This window comes from Paenibacillus sp. LT-B23, from assembly GCF_059417685.1.
This window is the reverse complement of sequence record NZ_JBSQBM010000013.1, coordinates 148,483-166,222: the sequence shown is the minus strand read 5'-3', so window position 1 is coordinate 166,222 and position 17,740 is coordinate 148,483. Positions and strand designations below refer to the sequence as shown.

Genomic DNA, 17,740 nt, shown 5'->3' with positions numbered 1-17,740 from the left:
TATTATACGGTGATTTCAACCGCAATACAAACAGAAATCCGGCATGGGGAACTATTTCCAGTTCCTTGCCGGAAAACATTGAGAATCTATTGTTTTATGAATTGTATAAATTCCTTCTCATGCAAAACATATTCCATCATCGAAGACTGAATTTCCCAAATGTGCTCCTTGGCTGTGTTCTTGTTATATTCTCCAAGTGCCGAGACTGCACTGTTCATCGCCTTTTCCAGCGTGGATACGGAATCAGCCGCTTCCTTCGGCAGACCGGAGGGAAGCGCTGCGATATTTTGCGTCCACTGCTGGTGAAGATCGTTCAGTTCCTTCATTTCGGCGGCATTCGCCTTACCTGATCCGTCTGCTTCAAGCAAGGATGAGGAAAGCCCGCTCAGCTTGCCGACCAATGTGCTGCTTAGGTGAAAAAAGGTAGTGAGCTTTTCACCTTCGCCCCCATAAGCTGCTTTTTCGAATCCAGGTAGTTGGAGCTCACGGACATACAACTCGACTCCTTGTGTTTTCAGTTGATTGCTGAGCAACTTGGCCTGTTCCCTGTCCGGCGATATCCCTGCATAGACTCGGTTCTGATCCTCTGTGTCCCCACCAGCGGCAATGCCTGCCTTCAACAGCTCTTCCTTTGCTTGCAAAGCCCGTTCAGGGGTACTGAATACTCCGTATTGCAGCAGGTAATAGGTTTGGGAAGGGACCTGAGCCGATACAACTGTGACAGGAGCAGAATTCTCTTTTACAGATGGTGTATCTGTACTAACAGATTCTTTAAAGACCGGAATAGCCTCCTCTGTTGACGGAACTGATCCCGGGACAGCTCCACCTCCGTTAAAAAGCAACAACATGATATATCCAAACATTCCCCCGGTCATCAACGCACTGGCTACTGAGCCAATCAGCTTCCATCTGGAGGGATGGGGCGGGCGCTTTCGGTACTCTTGACTGGAACGATGAGTTTCTTCTTCATCCTCTTCCGTACCATCTGGGAGAAAATCCGTATCTGACCAGGAAGCTGCTGACCGCCCAAACGGATCATCCCATCCTTCCTGCACGATGGGAGCGGGAGCAAAACGCCGCCTCGTGCCAGGTCTATTCACGCCCGGTGGCTCGTTAATTTCTGAAATTCGTTCAGTCCCGCTGTTTGCACCTATGCCGCTAATTCTTTCTGTTCTTTCATGCTGGTTAGCAGCTTGAGGCTGTTTCTCGCTTTCATACTGTTCCGCTTCTTTATTTGTTTCACGCTGCTGGCTAGTTATCGGCCCGGTTTTGTACGGAAGCACCTGTAGCCTTGCCTCCGACGTCTGTTGATCGAACCGGAATGTCATCTTTGCTTTGTTCACGGATGCACTCCCTCCTTGTCCCATACTTCCTCATAATCTGTTGTATGAGTCAGGAAGTGAAAATATGCCCCGGGCACTACAAAAAAGGGTATCCCGAGGACACGTTTCGTGTTCGGGATACTCTTGAATGGTTGTATTTCATAGGCATAACCTTATGGATACTTATTAAACTTGCCGTTCGCGCAGATGGCGTGCCAGTGTGTCGCCCACTTTCCAGATATCTCCCGCGCCCATTGTCAGCACAAGATCACCCGGCTGAAGGCGATCCTTCAACTCATTGATAACAGCTTCCTTGGTTGGCAGATAAATGGCATTCGCGTTGCTGTTCTGGACGATTAAATCCACGAGCTTGGAAGAATGCACACCTTCAATTTGTTTTTCTCCCGCCGGAGAATAAATGTCGGTAATAATGACTTCATTCGCCTCGCTGAAAGCACGACTAAACGCATCCAGCAGGAAAAAAGTACGGCTGTAGCGTTGCGGCTGGAACACGGCAATAATACGCTTGCCAGTCACTGTAGCTGCACTAATCGTCGCCTCAATCTCTGTTGGATGATGGGCATAATCATCAATAACAAGAATGTCATTGCTTTCGCCAAGCACCTGAAAACGACGCTTTGCTCCGTGAAACTCCACAATAGCTGCAGCAATTTGCTCAAATGGGATGCCTGCTTCCAAGCAAGAAATCACACTAGCCATAGCGTTGTACAGATTATGTTTACCCGGTACAGACAATTCGATGGTTCCAAGCGCCGTCCCTTTGCGGTTCATGGTAAAGCTTAATCGACGGTCGCCCAACTGGATATCCGTTGCCGTATAATCTGCTTCATGCTCGACTCCATAGGTAATGACTCGAGTCTGAATCTGAGGCAGCATTTCCCGTACGTTCTGATCATCAGCACATACGATAGCCGCGCCATCCGGCCGGATTTGGCTCAAGAACTGTACATAGGCACTTTTCAGACGATTAAAGTCGCCATCATAATTTTCCAAATGGTCGGCTTCAATGTTGGTCACGATACCTTGCCAAGGATGATATTGCAGGAAAGAACCATCGCTCTCATCCGCCTCGGCAACGACAAACTCGCTTTTGCCTGCTTTGGCATTCGTCCCCAAATTCGTGATTTCGCCGCCAATAATGTATGTTGGATCGACATTACATCTCTCCATGACCAGAGCGATCATCGAGGAGGTTGTCGTTTTGCCGTGCGCTCCCGCAACAGCTACTCCCTTACGCTCGTTAAGCAACCTTGCGAGCATCTGGGAACGATGCAGGGTCGGAATATTCAATTCCTCTGCTGCCACCCGCTCCACATTGTCACGGGACAGTGCCGTCGAATAAACGACGATGTCCGCCCCTGTAACGTGCTCAGGCGTGTGCCCGAGGTATATTTTTGCGCCTTTTGCCGCCAGTTTTTCTGTCAGCTCCTGTGATGCCACATCTGAGCCTGTCACGGTATATCCCATCTCCAGCATAACCCGAGCAATCGCACTCATCCCGTAACCGCCGATACCGATAAAATGAACATGTTCCGAAGTAATCAACAAATTTCACCAACCTTTTTCCGAATCGGTTTGATACATAAGGGTAGCCCGTACATCCGCAATGAGATACAGTGTTCCGGACACCACCCCCAGATCCTCCGCTTCCGTATGTGACTGAAGCAGGCGAAGAGCCTTTTTCCAGTCACCTTCTACAATAATTTTTAAATCCGTTTTGGCATAGGACGGCCGCAGCTTCTCCACGAGATGAGCCAGTTCAGCGGCATTCATTTTGCGGCGGAAATCGGGCTCGGTCAGGATAAGCGTATCCACTAGTGGCAGTATATGCTGCAAGTATGCTTCATGATGCTTGTTTGACAGCATACCCATCATTAAAACCATTTTTCGGTACGAATACAGTTGGGGAAGACTCTTTGCCAGCGTCTGCGCCCCTTCTGGATTATGAGCACCGTCAATAACAATTCGCGGCGAACTGCTGACCTGTTCTAGACGACCTGCCCAGGCCGCTTCTCTAAAGCCCTCCAGTAGTTCAGCGTCATCCAGCACAAAAGCCATATACTGACGAAGCACCTCAAGTGTCATCAAAGCTCCTGCCGCATTAGCACATTGATGCTCGCCTAACAACGTGATGCCGATTTCCATGTGTCGGAAGGGTCCCGCAAACGAAAAAGTCTGTCCTGTTTCGTCCCCATTCAGCCGTTCATACGTAAACTGTTCTCCTGCCAGATACAGGGTTGCTCCCTGCTTTGCCGCCGTTTCCCGTATAACCTGAATAGCCTCTGGCTGAGATACACAGCTAACAACAGGTACGCCCGGCTTGATAATTCCAGCCTTTTCGCCTGCGATCTGTTCGAGTGTATCCCCTAAAATATCCGTATGGTCATAGCCTACATTCGTAATGACCGAAACGATAGGACTCACGATATTAGTTACATCCATCCTTCCCCCGAGGCCTGTCTCCCATACCACAACATCTGGAAAAGTCACCGTTGCATAATATAAAATAGCCAACGCTGTCGATACCTCGAACATCGTGGGTGATCCCAAATCACTGACTGCGATTTCCTTGACCAACGGATACAAACGATTGGCAAGTAAGACCAGTGTATCATCGGGAATATCCGTCCCGTTGAATTGGAATCGGTTCGTAAACCGGGTGATATACGGAGACGTAAAGGTTCCCACATCATAACCGCATTTCAGCAGGACAGAGGTTAAGAAAGCACAGGTCGAGCCCTTGCCATTGGTTCCCGCAATATGCACAAATTTAAGATGCCGTTGCGGATCACCCAACATGCTCATTAACTGCTCAATCCGTTCCAGTCCGGGTCTGATTCCAAACGGAATCAAACCGTTAATCCATTCCACTGCTTCATCATAGCTTTGTAAAGGAGCTACTCCCCCGCCCCTGATCGTATCTGACATTCTCTTCACCTTCAGGTCATTTTATAGTTAGTGGAATTATCCCTTGAGTTCTTCGATCCGTGCGATAACTTTGGCGCGCTTATCCGAATAATCGGCTTGCTTGGCCTTCTCTTCCTCGATGACTTTGGCTGGTGCCTTCGCCACGAAGCCTTGGTTGGACAGCTTTTTCTCCACGCGCTCCACTTCACTGTTCAAATGCTGAAGCTCTTTTTCGAGTCTGCTAATTTCCTGGGCAATATCAAGCAGGCCGGCTAACGGCAGGTACAACTCTGCTCCACTGACTACAGAAGTCATGGCTTTATCTGGAACAGATAGCTCCAATCCCGCGTCAAATTCAGACGTATTACAGAATCGACGTACATATTCCCCATTACGGCTAATGATATCGAGAACGGCTTGATCGCCGGGTTTTACGAGCAATTCGATCTTTTTACTCATCGGCACGTTCACTTCAGCGCGGATATTCCGCACAGCGCGAATCACGTCGATCAGCAAATTCATTTCAGCTACCGCATCCTTGTCCTCGAAAGCCGAATCATAGACAGGCCAAGCGGCCAGTGTAATCGTTTCGCCTTCATGCGGAAGATGCTGCCATATTTCCTCGGAGATAAACGGCATGAACGGATGAATCATGCGCAGTGTCCGGTCCAGCACATACGCCAGTACGGACTGTGTTTTCTTTTTCGCCTCTGCGTTTTCGCCATACAGGGAAAGCTTCGCAAACTCAATGTACCAGTCGCACAAGTCATCCCAAATAAAGTTATACAGAAGGCGGCCTGTCTCGCCAAATTCATAAGCATCTATTAGACGCGTGATATCGCGTGAAGTTTCGTTCAAACGATGCAGGATCCAGCGGTCAACTGTGCTCAAGTCACCAGTAATGTCGATATCCGCCGCAGTAACCCCTTCCAGATTCATCAGCGCAAAGCGTGACGCATTCCAGATTTTATTGGCAAAGTTACGTGCCTGCTCTACCCGTTCCCAACGGAAACGAAGGTCCTGTCCAGGCGTGCTGCCTGTAGAAACCATATAACGCATGGCGTCCGTACCGTATTTGTCGATTACGTCGAGCGGATCTACACCATTGCCGAGGGATTTGGACATTTTCTTTCCATCCGCATCACGAACCAGTCCGTGCATCAACACATCCTTGAACGGAATTTCCTCTGTGAACTCCAGGGCTGTAAAAATCATCCGCGACACCCAGAAATAAATAATGTCATAGCCTGTAACCAAGACATTGGTCGGGTAGTAGCGTTTGAGATCCTCAGTCTGCTCAGGCCAGCCCAGTGTCGAAAACGGCCACAAGGCAGAGCTGAACCATGTATCCAGTACGTCCTCATCCTGTTTCAGCTTTCTGCCAGCATATTCAGGCAAGGTTGTAGGGTCCTCCACCGATACAATAACTTCTCCGGTTTCTTCATCGTACCAGGCAGGAATACGATGTCCCCACCACAATTGACGGGAAATACACCAGTCACGCACATTTTCAATCCAGTGCAGATAAGTACGCTCAAAGCGATCCGGGACAAAGTTTACGCCATTGCCAGCCTTCTGCACTTCAATCGCTTTGGCTGCCAGAGGCTTCATTTCCACGAACCATTGTGTAGACAGATAAGGCTCTACAACCGCACCTGTACGTTCGCTGTGGCCCACCTGATGCACATGCTCCTCGATACGGATCAGGACGCCCTGCTCTTTCAGATCAGCGACGATTTGCTTGCGGCAATCACTGCGGTCAAGGCCCTGATATTTGCCTGCTTCGGCATTCATCGTACCTGTTTCATCCATAACAGTAATCTGTGGCAACTGGTGACGTTGGCCCATTTCAAAGTCATTCGGATCATGAGCAGGCGTGATTTTAACCGCACCGCTACCGAAGTCTTTTTCTACGTAGTCGTCCGCAATAATCGGAATTTCCCGTCCGATAATCGGAAGTACGAGTGTTTTGCCGATCATATGCTTGTAACGTTCATCCTCAGGATGTACGGCTACCGCTGTATCGCCCAGCATGGTTTCAGGACGCGTGGTGGCTACAGTGATAAATCCGCTGCCATCTTGAAGCGGATATTGCAGGTGATACAGATTGCCGTTCACCTCTTTGTATTCCACTTCAATATCTGACAAAGCCGTACGTGCAGCAGGATCCCAGTTAATGATACGTTTACCGCGATAAATCAGGCCCTTCTTGTACAGCTTGACGAATACTTCGCGAACAGCTTGAGACAATCCGTCATCCAGCGTAAAACGCTCACGTGAATAGTCGAGGGAGAAACCCATTTTTTCCCATTGATTATGGATATTGTCCAGGTAGAGATCCTTCCATTCCCATACCTTCTCCAAAAATTTCTCGCGTCCCAGATCGTAGCGCGTCAAGCCTTCCTCGCGCAGCTTCTGCTCTACCTTCGTCTGGGTGGCAATACCCGCATGGTCTGCTCCTGGCAGCCACAATGCGTCATAGCCCTGCATCCGCTTGGTGCGGATAATAATGTCCTGCAAAGTAAAATCAAGAGCATGTCCAATGTGCAGCATGCCTGTAACATTCGGCGGTGGAATAACGATCGTAAAAGGTTCTGCCTCTGGAAGTCGCCCAGCGCGGAAATACCCCTTCTCCATCCACGTTTTGTACCATTTTTTCTCTGTTGATTTTGGATCGTACGTTGTCGGCATTTCCAAGGTTGTCTTGTTGTCTTGTTCTGACATATCAGGATACCTCCATGATTTTTCAATTGGCAAATAAAAAAGCCCTTCATCCTCAAAGGACGAAAGGCTGTTCTCTCGCGGTACCACCTTTGTTTCACCCCTAGTGTATGTATCCACTGATCCATTACACATGGTGTGACACTTATGCAGATAACGGCTGCGGACCGGCCTTATTCTACCGTGAACCTCGTACCTTCCGTTGGGATTAAATGAGGGACCGTTCGAACAGACGACTCCCGGGTGACTTCGGCCAGTAGCTTCCTGCGGAACCTCACAGCGCTGCAATTCCACTCTCTGAAGGGCTTGCTGCCTACTCTTCCCGATCTCAGTCTTTCAATAGCTATACCACATCATACATTTCCCATTGACTATAGTCAACACCCGTTGCTCATTTTCCAATGACCGGGTTAAGGGATGTACAATACCTGCCCTTCTTCCACATGTTGCTCTGCCAGCCTGTTATACAATTGAAGCTCCCGTGTGCTGAGTTGGTAGCGATCAGCGATGGTTTCCAGCGTATCTTCACGCTGCACGATGCATAGTCGGACCTTGCGGAAAGACGTTTCATCCTGTGTATGGAAAAAAAGGTTTTTCCACTTGGCATCCTCACGCTCTTCTTCGGCCTCCTGCGCTTGGCCCTGCGGTTCTTGCTCCAGTTGCTGCTGGTATTCCGCTTCCTTCACCGAACGACTGGATTGGAGCAAAGATGAGTAGACCACCGGGTCCGGCTCGTCTGCCTTTTCGTCCTTTTTGCTGTTCAACGCCACGCGCATCTCCGGCTTATCGTCGGAAACAGTATCATGGAACGCACCGTCCACCTGCTCTAATGTCTCAGGTCTAAAATCATTCACCTGACCTGCTTCAAGCTGCGGCTCCAAATAGATCTCCGATTCCGTAGCATGATGCGGTTCAGCAAGCAAAGGATCATAGACCACATCAGGAGCGGTGGAGGATATTTTCGGGTCACTTCCCGTCCATGCTTCCTCTTGCTGAAATCCCCATACTTCCGGTGTCTCATGCTCATGCTTTACCCCGGAAGTGCTATCTTCAACAGCTTTACTCGCCCAAGGCTCATAGATCCGGTTCGGGTCTACAGCAGGCTCATAACCTTGCTGTTCCGATGATGACTTCTGTTCCCCATACTCCTGTGACGGCTGTTCCCAGGAAGCGTACTCCTGCTGAGCTGATACCCTGTATGAAGATTCAGACTCCGTCGTGTGATTGAATACAGAATCCTGGGTGGCATAAGTTTCTTCCTGACGCTGCTCTCCATTCGTGGAAAAGGGTTGAGCGGGATGTTCAGGTGCATGCACCACCGTAAATTCCTCATCCAGCCAAACCGCTGTCTCCTCCGCATGGGAGCTTTCCACCCCGTGCAGGGAGAGAACACCAGTAATATTCAGACTACGTAATGACAGCAGGTCCACATCAAAATTCTCAATCTCAACAGAGATGTCTTCCAATCTTCCTACCCGATTCAGTGGAATCGTAATTTCCACAGGGATCAAATGATGAAGCTCGTTCGTTACCTGTTCAGGTGTGCGGTACACGCCCTCCAGCAGCAAATGCCCTCGCAAAGCGGCATGGTCGCCGTGGGTTACAACCTGAATGCGTGGCAGAAGCTCAATTTCCTCCAACTCAGCAATCCCGGCAGCTTCCTCCGTCAAATGAATGCGTTCATAAATATCAAAACGCAAGCCTTGCGGCTGATCATTCTGTTGTTTGTTCAAGGATGGCATCCTCCTTTGGGCAGCCTCCGCACATCCTCTGACTCCTGTCAGGCGCACGGAAACTCCATATTGCAAACCGTTTCTAGGTTCAAGTATATGCGCCAAAATAGAAGGCATGCCATCTTTTATAGCTGTTTATGCAGCTTTTGAAAATCATCCGGCCAAGCATCTTCCACAGTAATCGTTTCTCCGCTCAGCGGATGACGGAAGGTAAGACGCTCTCCGTGCAGCGCCTGCCTGTCAAAATCAGTAGCCCGTCCCCCATATAATACATCCCCCAATAACGGATAGCCCGCATGGCTAAGATGAACGCGAATCTGGTGCGTTCGGCCTGTTTCCAGTGTTAAATATACGATGCTAACCGCCTTTTGACCGCTCCCCCACACTTCACCAAGTTCCACATGGGTAACTGCGCTCTGTCCGGTCGGAGAAACACGGCGACGCTGCTTGTGGTGCCTGTCCTTGCCAATCGGCCAATCCAGCGTCCGCAGTGATGAAGGGACTTCACCCCGTACCAAAGCCACATAACGGCGACCGATATCCTTGGCCCGCATCTGCTCGTCTAGCTTGAGCAACGCGAATTCATTTTTGGCATACAGCACCGGTCCTGTCGTATCCGTATCCAGACGATGCACATGCCGTACTGCCGCATGGATGCCATTCATCTCATAATACGATGCGACCGCATGATCCAACGTCAGTGGACCCTCTTTTACAGCTCCGTCCGGGTGTATCGCCATACCCGCCGGTTTGTGTGCGACCAGGCAAAAATCATCCTCATACAACACCTTCAAATCGTACCAGCGAGGGGTCACGCCAAGGTCCATAACGGGAAAAAGGGCCAGCCGCAGCCGGTCCCCCGCAAGTTCAATCTGCTTTTCGTGTCGCAGTCTGCGCCACAGCTTATCCGGTAGCTCCAAACGGTTCAGCAACCAGCGATCTACAGCATCGGTGCGATGTTCACCCTCTGTGATTTCCCGTCCCGGTGTGACTTCCAGCCACGGTCCCCGTCTTTTCCAGCCGCCTTGCCAGCTCATAGACGTTTGAGCGCGCGATAGTTCGCTTCAATGGTAGCATCAATATCTTCCACCGTATGCACACCTGATACAAACATGCCCTCAAATTGGGATGGCGCCACACTGACTCCCTCGTTCACCAATTCGGTAAAGTAACGACGAAAGTGGTCCTGATTACTTGTTTTAGCTGTATCAAAATTGACAACCTTCTCTTCCGTGAAAAATGGACAAACCATGGAACCTACACGGTTGATCGTGACAGGTATGCCTAGCTCACGTGCATTACGTTCAAATCCGGCCTGAAGCCGTGCTGCCCGTTCTTCCAGTCGATCATATACTTCTGGCGTCAGCAATTGAAGCGTCGAGTAGCCTGCTGCCATAGCCAGCGGATTTCCGCTAAGCGTACCAGCCTGATAGATCGGGCCAGATGGTGCAATCTGCTCCATAATATCGCGACGTCCACCATAAGCACCGACAGGCAGTCCACCACCAATAACTTTGCCCAGGCATGTGAGATCCGGGGTTACACCAAAGCGACCTTGAGCTGAATGAAGTCCTACCCGGAATCCGGTCATGACTTCATCAAAAATCAGCAGGCTTCCATACTGCCGGGTCACTTCGCGCAGTCCTTCCAAAAATCCGGGCTGGGGCGGTACGACTCCCATATTTCCAGCGACCGGCTCGACAATAATTGCGGCAATTTCCTCGCCGAATTTTTCAAAAACCAGTTTCACCGAAGCCAAATCATTGTAAGGAACGGTGATCGTATGTGTAGCCACGACCTCGGGTACACCGGGGCTATCGGGCAGACCCAGTGTTGCTACACCAGAGCCTGCTTTAATCAGCAGGCTGTCCGCGTGACCATGATAAGAGCCTTCAAATTTAAGGATTTTGCTGCGGCTCGTAAATCCGCGTGCAAGTCGAATCGCGCTCATCGTGGCCTCGGTTCCCGAGTTGACCATACGAACGATATCCATGGAAGGAACACGCTCACAAACAAGCTTCGCCATTTCGGTTTCCGCCAACGTTGGCGCTCCGAAGCTGGTTCCTTTGACCACAGCAGCCTGTAGAGCCTTAATGACCTCAGGATGTGCATGTCCCATAATGAGCGGTCCCCATGAACAAACATAGTCAATATAGGATTGACCGTCGATATCATATACCCGCGATCCTTCTCCACGGTCGATGTAAACGGGCGTAATGCCGACGGATTTAAAAGCCCGTACCGGACTGTTTACGCCACCCGGAATATATTGCTTTGCCTCATCAAAGGCTGCTTTGGAGCGCGCATCTTCACGCACTGTTCGTTGTTCGTTGATCATTTTGATCACTCCTGTCTTCTGAAAAATCGGTTATTGCTTCAACCATCTTGCTGCATCCTTGGCGGAATAGGTAATAATCATGTCTGCACCCGCACGTTTCATGCTCGTCAAAATCTCCAGCACCATTGCTTTTTCATCAATCCAGCCTTGAAGAGCTGCCGCCTTGACCATGGCATATTCACCACTTACGTTGTAAGCCACCATAGGCAGATCAAATTGATCCTTAATCGTGCGCATCACGTCTAGGTAAGAAAGAGAAGGCTTCACCATCAGCATATCCGCACCTTCCAGCACGTCGGATTCTGCTTCTCGCAATGCTTCACGCGCATTAGCAGGATCCATCTGATAGGACTTGCGGTCACCGAATTGTGGTGCAGAATCTGCCGCTTCCCGGAAAGGCCCATAAAAAGCAGACGCATATTTGACGGAATACGACATAATCGGAATATGCGAAAAGCCTTCCTCATCCAGCCCTTGTCGAATCGCTTGCACAAAACCGTCCATCATATTGGATGGCGCGATAATATCAGCGCCCGCTCTGGCTTGAGAAACGGCTGTACGTACCAGCACCTCCAGAGATTCGTCATTAAGCACTTCACCACATACCTCACCATCATGCTCATGCATGTGGACCATACCGCAGTGCCCATGATCCGTAAACTCGCACAAACAAGTGTCAGCCACAACCAGCAGCTCGGGATAACGCGACTTGATCAGACGTGTAGCTTCCTGAACAATCCCATCGTCCACAAAAGCCGAAGTACCCAAGCTATCCTTCGTCTCCGGTATGCCAAACAGGAGCACGGCAGGAATGCCAAGCTCACTAATTTCTTTCAGTTCTTCTTCCAGTTGATCCAGAGAAAAGCGATACACACCGGGCATGGAGCTAATTTCCTGCTTCACTCCTGTACCGAATGTTACATAGATCGGCTGGATAAAATCAGCCGGATTCAATACCGTCTCACGCACCATACTACGGATGGCAGCAGATTGACGCAAACGGCGATGTCTGGTAAAAGGAACACTCATGATTGCAAACCTCCAGTTTTTATACATTCATTTGGTAAAATAAAATTATGATGTCACAGCATTCGATTGTTTCCAGTCACATAGCGATTGGATCAGACTTTCAATGGTTGCCTTTTCCGCCATGAAACTGACGGTCAGACCAACCTGGGTCGCTGTTTCTCCAGTGAGAGGGCCAATCACAGCGATCGTCACTCCCTCCAGCAGCGACAGCGGATCTTCGACTCCCATCTGCCTGAGTGCTTCCAGAAAAAAGGTGACTGTTGAGGAACTGGTAAAAGTAATCGCATGGATGGCACGTTCCTCAAGCAGCTTGAGCAGTTCATCATCCTGTGCGTTTGCTGCCAGCACGGTTTGATACAAATCGGCCTCGGTCACCTCAAGTCCCAGCTCTCTCAGCTTCTCCGGCAGCCAGGACCGAGCGAGATCGCCTCTTGGCAGAAATACGTTCTGACCTGCCTGCAAATCCTGCTCAAACGCTTCGAGTAAGCCCTCTGCCTGAAAAGGGCCTTCGATCTGCTCCGCTTCAATTCCGTGCGTGCGAAGTGCCGCCGCTGTAGCCGGTCCGACTGCGGCAATACGCGCCTTAAATAGCGAACGAACATCCTTGCCTTGTTCCTTCAGATGAGTGAAAAAGTATTCCACTCCGTTAACGCTGGTAAAAAACACCCAGTCGTATTCAGGCAATCGTGCAAACGCCTCAGTAATTTGCCGTTTCGTTGGCTCGTCCGTAGGGACAACCGTCTGGATGACGGGAAATTCATAAGGCTCGCCGCCAAGCTCTTCAATCCGATGAACCAAACTGCTGGCCTGTGCGCGCGCACGTGTAACCAAAATCCGCTTGCCGAACAAAGGCATATCCTCAGCCCATTTTAACTGTTCACGCTGATTAACCACTTCTCCAACGACGATGACGGCGGGAGGCTGAAAATTCGCGGCCTTCACCTTGGCCTCAATATCTGCCAGCGTACCCACCAGTGTATCCTGCTCCGCACGGGTTCCCCAACGGATCAAAGCAACGGGTGTGCTAGGCGGCTTGCCGTGCTTCATCAGTTGCTCACTAATATAGCCGATCTTCGCCACACCCATCATAAAGATCAGTGTGCCCGTTGCGTTCGTTACTTTATCCCAATGAATACTCTTGTCGAGCTTGTCTGGACTTTCATGACCCGTAATGATAGACAACGATGAGGCCATATCCCGGTGTGTGACCGGAATGCCCGCATAGGCAGGTACACTGATCGCTGATGTAATGCCGGGTACGATTTCATAGGAAATACCGTGTTTGCGCAGCAGTCCGGCTTCTTCGCCGACCCGCCCAAAAATGGTGGGGTCCCCGCCTTTGAGCCGGACGACCGTTTTTCCTTCCAGAGCCAGATCCACCAGCAACTGATTGATTTCCTCTTGCTTCATGGTGTGACGATCCGGCAACTTGCCGACATATATTTTCTGAGCACCTGGCTTCATCAAACCTAAAAGTCGAGGGCTTGCCAGTCTGTCATAGACAATCACATCACCCAGTCGAATGCATTCCCAGCCCTTGACCGTAATCAGTCTTGCGTCTCCAGGTCCTGCGCCTACTAAATATACCTTTCCCGCCATTCCATCATCCCCTCACCTGCGCCAGAATCTGTTCCGCTCCTTTGGCGATCAAGCTAGCCGCCACCGCTTCTCCCAGCTTTTGCGGATCATTTCCCTGGAGCGTTTCCTTCAAAATAACCTCGCCATCCGGCGAGCCTACCATACCCGTGAGGCGGATCTCTTGATCAACCCAGACTGCGTGGGCCCCGATCGGCACCTGGCATCCCCCGTTCAGCACGCCAAGGAAGGTTCGTTCTGCCGCAACTGTAGCCGAGGTATCCCAGTCGTTGTATAGATGCAGCAATGCGAGTAGCTCTTCATCATTGGCGCGACATTCAATACCGAGCGCTCCCTGCCCAACTGCCGGCAAACAGTCTTCCTCTGGTATATAGGACGTAATTCGGTCTTTCCAGCCCATCCGGTGCAAGCCTGCAGCCGCCAAAATGATGGCGTCAAAACCTTCAGTCTCCAGCTTTTTCAGACGGGAATCAATATTACCGCGCACAGGCTCCAATTGAAGATCAGGTCGTAATGACTTGATTTGACTGGCTCTGCGCAAGCTGCTCGTACCGACCTTTGCCCCTTGCGGCAGGTCGTCCAAGCTCTTGGACCCCAGAGTAACGAAACAATCCCGCGGGTCCTCCCGACGCGGTACCGCGCCGTTCACCAGCCCTTCGGGCAATTCTGACGGCATATCCTTCATACTATGTACTGCCATATCAATTTCACCTGCCAACATGGCCTGTTCAATTTCTTTGACAAACAGCCCTTTGCCACCCACCTTGGACAACGTTACATCCAAAATCCGGTCGCCCTTGGTCAATATTTTTTTTACGACAAACTGCATATCCAGCCCATGCTCCGCGCACAGCACGTTCAAATCCTCAATGACATGCCCGGTCTGAGTTAGCGCAAGCGCGCTCTGTCTGCTACCTACCACAATTGTTCGCATGCTATTCCTCCTGATTTTGCGCAATCCATATGTCCATCTCTTCTTGCGTCCATGCCGTAAATTCCTGACGTCGTATTTGCTCCAAAATTCCGCTGCTCGCCAAACGTCTCAGCAGTTTCGCCCTTTGCTGCGGGGAAGATACGGTACGCTTAATCGCCTGCCGCATATCGTACATGAAATCCAGATACGGCTCGTATTCGCTACCAAACAGCGTATCCAAAGCCGATGTAATTTCGGACGTAACTGCCGGACCCGCACCTGCAGTGGATACGCTGATCGTTAGCCTACCCCGTCGGATGATGCCCGGCGTTATAAAGTCCGCATCTTCCGAGCGGTCCGCCACATTTACCAGTATACCCCTTTGCATAGCCTCATGCGCAACCGCATTGTTCACTTCTCTCCGGTCGGTCGCCGCATATACAAGAAAGGCCCCCTGGAGGTCACCCTCGCGGTATACGCGATTTACCCAGTGGAGCTGCTTATGATCGGCCAGAACCAGTAAATCCGGCGTTATATTCGGACTGATGACGGTAATGAACGCCCCGCTTTCCATCAGTCCCTTTACCTTGCGTTCCGCTATCCTTCCTCCGCCCACAATACAACAGATCTTATTTTTACAATTCAACGAAATCGGCACAAAATGTTGCAAATGGCTATTCACTCTCCCGTCCACTGATGAAATACAGACCAGGAATTCAGCAAAAAGTTAAGAATCAATAGCGTGTAGCCCACCAATGCCCACTTCGCCATCACAAGGCCCGACTTCTGATTGAATCTTTTGCTCACTAAAAATACAATATACACGCACAGAGCTATCGCTGTCATCAATACTTTCGTATCCAGTAGCAGACGCCAGCGTTCTTCAGCAATAATAGAGATGACGGCAACTACAATGGAGACCCCAAGCAAAGGAGTACCAATCAACAGCGCCATATGGGTATACCGATCCATCATTTCCAGACTCGGCAGACGCCGGATCGTATCATTCCATTTCTTGACTTTCAATTTACGATGCAAAAACAGATAGAGCCCCGAAAATACAGCCGCTACCGTCATGGCTACAAAGCCAAGATTAGCCAAAGCGATATGGATGAGAAGCAGCCCATGCACCGTATGCCAATTTCCAAGCGGATTGTCAGTGGGCTCCATCCATATATTATTAAGCACAAGAACCGCAAAGCTAATAATGTTAAGCAGCAATACCGCAAATTCCGACCGCTGATAGCGTGAGAGAATTAAAGAAATCAGGACCAAAATAAATGAAAACAGAAATAGAAAATCGTAGGTTACGAAAATAGGAAGATGTCCTTCGTTCCAGGTTCTTATCCCCATATATATAAGCTGGAGCACTAGAACGACAGCAAGAAGCCCTGTACCTGTCCGTTTGGCACTCGCATTACGGCGAATGCCATCCGAGAATACAAACAGAAGGCTCAGGGCAAAAACGTAAATCATCGAATCATATATAAGCGCGCTTAAAGCCACGTCCACTCACCCGCCTTTACAGGCCAGCCGGCGCAAACGACGCTGGCGAGGCTTGGGCCTGACCAGATTTTTCATGAATACCGGTCTCCGGTTTCATTAACGCGGATGCATCGCTTTTATCTACTTTCTGAGCGGCGTCATCCAAACGATCCTCGAGAGCAAAAATGTGGCTAAACAGTTCAAGCGCCTCATTCCCCTGCTTTTGGACAGCCAGTTCCTTCACCGAATTGATCGGATCATGCATCATCTGGTTCAGCATGCTCTTCGTCAAGCGGCTAATCACTTTGCGCTGTCGTTCATCCAACTCGGGAAGCTTGTTGAACAAGCTTTCCAGCGTATCCTGATGCACGGACTCTGCTTTTTCCTGTAAAGCACGAATCACCGGACGCACTCCCATCGTTTTTAACCATTGATAAAACTCGCCAAGTTCTCCTTCGATCATATGCTCAATTTTGACAGCCTCAGTACGGCGCATTTCCAAATTGCTCTCCACGATGCCTTCCAGATCATCAATATCGTAGAGAAAAACATTCTGCAATTCACCAATAGCCGGGTCCAAATCACGTGGAACCGCAATATCAATCATAAATAAAGGACGGGACCGACGACGTTTCATACTGGCTTCAACCCGGTCGCGATCCAGAATATATCCTTGTGCACCTGTGGAGCTAATGACAATGTCCACATCCGCCAGCCGATTCATACCTTCCTCCATCGTGACCGGCGTTCCGTGAAACTTGGAAGCCAAATCTTCCGCTCTGGATAAAGTCCTGTTCGCCACAATGACCTCGGCTGCTCCCCCGCTGTACAAATGCTTAACGGTAAGCTCACTCATTTTACCCGCGCCGAGAATCAGCACTTTTTTATCGGTAAACATCCCGAAAATTCGTTTGCCCAGTTCAACTGCTGCATAGCTGACGGATACGGCGCTTTCTCCAATGGACGTCTCCGAATGGGCACGCTTGCCCAATGTGACGGCCTGCTTAAACAGCATATTAAACCACGTTGCCGTAATTTTCTGGGATTGAGCCTGAAGAAAAGCGTTCTTCACCTGTCCCAAAATTTGTGTTTCCCCGATTACCATAGAATCCAAACCACAAGTCACACGGAACAAATGCCGGATGGCCTGCTCGTCCTCATATATATATAAATGCTGTGTAAATTGATCGCGAGAAATGCCGAACCATTGCTCCATAAAACTGCGTATAAAATAACCGCACATGTGAAGGCGGTCCACCACGACATATATTTCAGTCCGATTGCAGGTTGCGACAATTACGCCCTCCAACACACTTTTGGTGAGTTTGAGTTGTTCCAGCGCTTTTGGCAAATCTTGTTCTGCAAATGTAAAACGCTCTCTGACTTCCACAGGCGCCGTACGATAATTCAACCCAACAACGACGATGTGCATTGCAAGTTCACCTGCCTAAACTGTAATAAGAATAACCACTGTTATCATAAACTATGTTAATTATATCACAGAAGTCCAAATCTCCTCCGGCTGTTTTATGAATTGTTTATGAAAATTGGATGGCAAGCTCGAACATCCAAAATGTTCTCTATCGTTTGATATAGTTTGAACCAGTCTTAAAACAAATAACCATGGAATACATCCATGGTTATTCTTCACATATATCTTTTCCGATAGAGCGCC

General features: G+C 49.8%; 13 protein-coding genes. All 13 read right to left on the bottom strand.

Going from position 1 to position 17,740, the window contains the following annotated elements:
- Positions 1 to 86: 86 nt before the first annotated feature.
- The 13 genes from ACWXW9_RS17680 to hemA all read right to left on the bottom strand — a co-directional run bounded on the left by ACWXW9_RS17680 (position 87) and on the right by hemA (position 17,497).
- A complete protein-coding gene (locus ACWXW9_RS17680) occupies positions 87 to 1,343 on the bottom strand; it encodes an SPOR domain-containing protein (RefSeq protein ID WP_494930459.1) in 1,257 nt (418 codons plus the stop codon).
- 165 nt (positions 1,344 to 1,508) lie between these two features.
- Positions 1,509 to 2,888 carry a UDP-N-acetylmuramate--L-alanine ligase gene (murC, locus tag ACWXW9_RS17675; RefSeq protein WP_494930477.1) on the bottom strand — a complete coding sequence of 460 codons (1,380 nt, stop codon included), beginning with the start codon at positions 2,886 to 2,888 and terminating at the stop codon, positions 1,509 to 1,511.
- 6 nt (positions 2,889 to 2,894) lie between these two features.
- Positions 2,895 to 4,271: a bifunctional folylpolyglutamate synthase/dihydrofolate synthase gene (locus ACWXW9_RS17670; RefSeq protein ID WP_494930458.1), complete on the bottom strand. Its 1,377-nt coding sequence runs from the start codon at positions 4,269 to 4,271 to the stop codon at positions 2,895 to 2,897.
- A 36-nt stretch (positions 4,272 to 4,307) separates the two neighbouring features.
- Positions 4,308 to 6,974: a valine--tRNA ligase gene (locus ACWXW9_RS17665; protein WP_494930457.1), complete on the bottom strand. Its 2,667-nt coding sequence runs from the start codon at positions 6,972 to 6,974 to the stop codon at positions 4,308 to 4,310.
- Between the two features lie 407 nt (positions 6,975 to 7,381).
- Positions 7,382 to 8,704, bottom strand: a complete 1,323-nt coding sequence (locus tag ACWXW9_RS17660) for a LysM peptidoglycan-binding domain-containing protein (RefSeq protein WP_494930456.1) — start codon at positions 8,702 to 8,704, stop codon at positions 7,382 to 7,384.
- Positions 8,705 to 8,829: 125 nt separating this feature from the next.
- Positions 8,830 to 9,741: an RluA family pseudouridine synthase gene (locus ACWXW9_RS17655; RefSeq protein ID WP_494930455.1), complete on the bottom strand. Its 912-nt coding sequence runs from the start codon at positions 9,739 to 9,741 to the stop codon at positions 8,830 to 8,832.
- Positions 9,738 to 11,042, bottom strand: a complete 1,305-nt coding sequence (gene hemL / locus ACWXW9_RS17650; protein ID WP_494930454.1) for a glutamate-1-semialdehyde 2,1-aminomutase — start codon at positions 11,040 to 11,042, stop codon at positions 9,738 to 9,740. The genes ACWXW9_RS17655 and hemL overlap by 4 nt, the downstream gene beginning before the upstream one ends.
- A 30-nt stretch (positions 11,043 to 11,072) precedes the next feature.
- The gene (gene hemB / locus ACWXW9_RS17645; RefSeq protein WP_452511834.1) at positions 11,073 to 12,071 is read right to left on the bottom strand and encodes a porphobilinogen synthase; all 999 of its coding nucleotides are present in this window, start codon (positions 12,069 to 12,071) and stop codon (positions 11,073 to 11,075) included.
- Between the two features lie 45 nt (positions 12,072 to 12,116).
- On the bottom strand, positions 12,117 to 13,670 hold the full coding sequence (gene cobA / locus ACWXW9_RS17640) for a uroporphyrinogen-III C-methyltransferase (RefSeq protein ID WP_494930453.1): 1,554 nt from the start codon (positions 13,668 to 13,670) through the stop codon (positions 12,117 to 12,119).
- Positions 13,671 to 13,674: 4 nt separating this feature from the next.
- Positions 13,675 to 14,601: a hydroxymethylbilane synthase gene (gene hemC, locus ACWXW9_RS17635; protein WP_494930452.1), complete on the bottom strand. Its 927-nt coding sequence runs from the start codon at positions 14,599 to 14,601 to the stop codon at positions 13,675 to 13,677.
- Between the two features lies 1 nt (position 14,602).
- Positions 14,603 to 15,250: a precorrin-2 dehydrogenase/sirohydrochlorin ferrochelatase family protein gene (locus ACWXW9_RS17630; RefSeq protein ID WP_494930451.1), complete on the bottom strand. Its 648-nt coding sequence runs from the start codon at positions 15,248 to 15,250 to the stop codon at positions 14,603 to 14,605.
- An 8-nt stretch (positions 15,251 to 15,258) separates the two neighbouring features.
- Entirely contained in the window at positions 15,259 to 16,086 is an 828-nt protein-coding gene (gene ccsA, locus ACWXW9_RS17625) for a cytochrome c biogenesis protein CcsA (protein WP_494930450.1), read from the bottom strand.
- A 16-nt stretch (positions 16,087 to 16,102) separates the two neighbouring features.
- Positions 16,103 to 17,497 (bottom strand): glutamyl-tRNA reductase, encoded by a 1,395-nt coding sequence (gene hemA, locus ACWXW9_RS17620; RefSeq protein ID WP_494930449.1) that lies wholly within the window; start codon positions 17,495 to 17,497, stop codon positions 16,103 to 16,105.
- Between the last annotated feature and the right edge of the window lie 243 nt (positions 17,498 to 17,740).

What these genes read in the sequence shown, in the direction of transcription:
- hemA (WP_494930449.1), bottom strand. Translation starts at nt 17,497, where the DNA reads ATGCACATCGTCGTTGTTGGGTTGAATTATCGTACGGCGCCTGTGGAA.
- cobA (WP_494930453.1), bottom strand. Translation starts at nt 13,670, where the DNA reads ATGGCGGGAAAGGTATATTTAGTAGGCGCAGGACCTGGAGACGCAAGA.
- ACWXW9_RS17670 (WP_494930458.1), bottom strand. Translation starts at nt 4,271, where the DNA reads ATGTCAGATACGATCAGGGGCGGGGGAGTAGCTCCTTTACAAAGCTAT.
- ACWXW9_RS17655 (WP_494930455.1), bottom strand. Translation starts at nt 9,741, where the DNA reads ATGAGCTGGCAAGGCGGCTGGAAAAGACGGGGACCGTGGCTGGAAGTC.
- hemB (WP_452511834.1), bottom strand. Translation starts at nt 12,071, where the DNA reads ATGAGTGTTCCTTTTACCAGACATCGCCGTTTGCGTCAATCTGCTGCC.
- hemL (WP_494930454.1), bottom strand. Translation starts at nt 11,042, where the DNA reads ATGATCAACGAACAACGAACAGTGCGTGAAGATGCGCGCTCCAAAGCA.
- ACWXW9_RS17665 (WP_494930457.1), bottom strand. Translation starts at nt 6,974, where the DNA reads ATGTCAGAACAAGACAACAAGACAACCTTGGAAATGCCGACAACGTAC.
- hemC (WP_494930452.1), bottom strand. Translation starts at nt 14,601, where the DNA reads ATGCGAACAATTGTGGTAGGTAGCAGACAGAGCGCGCTTGCGCTAACT.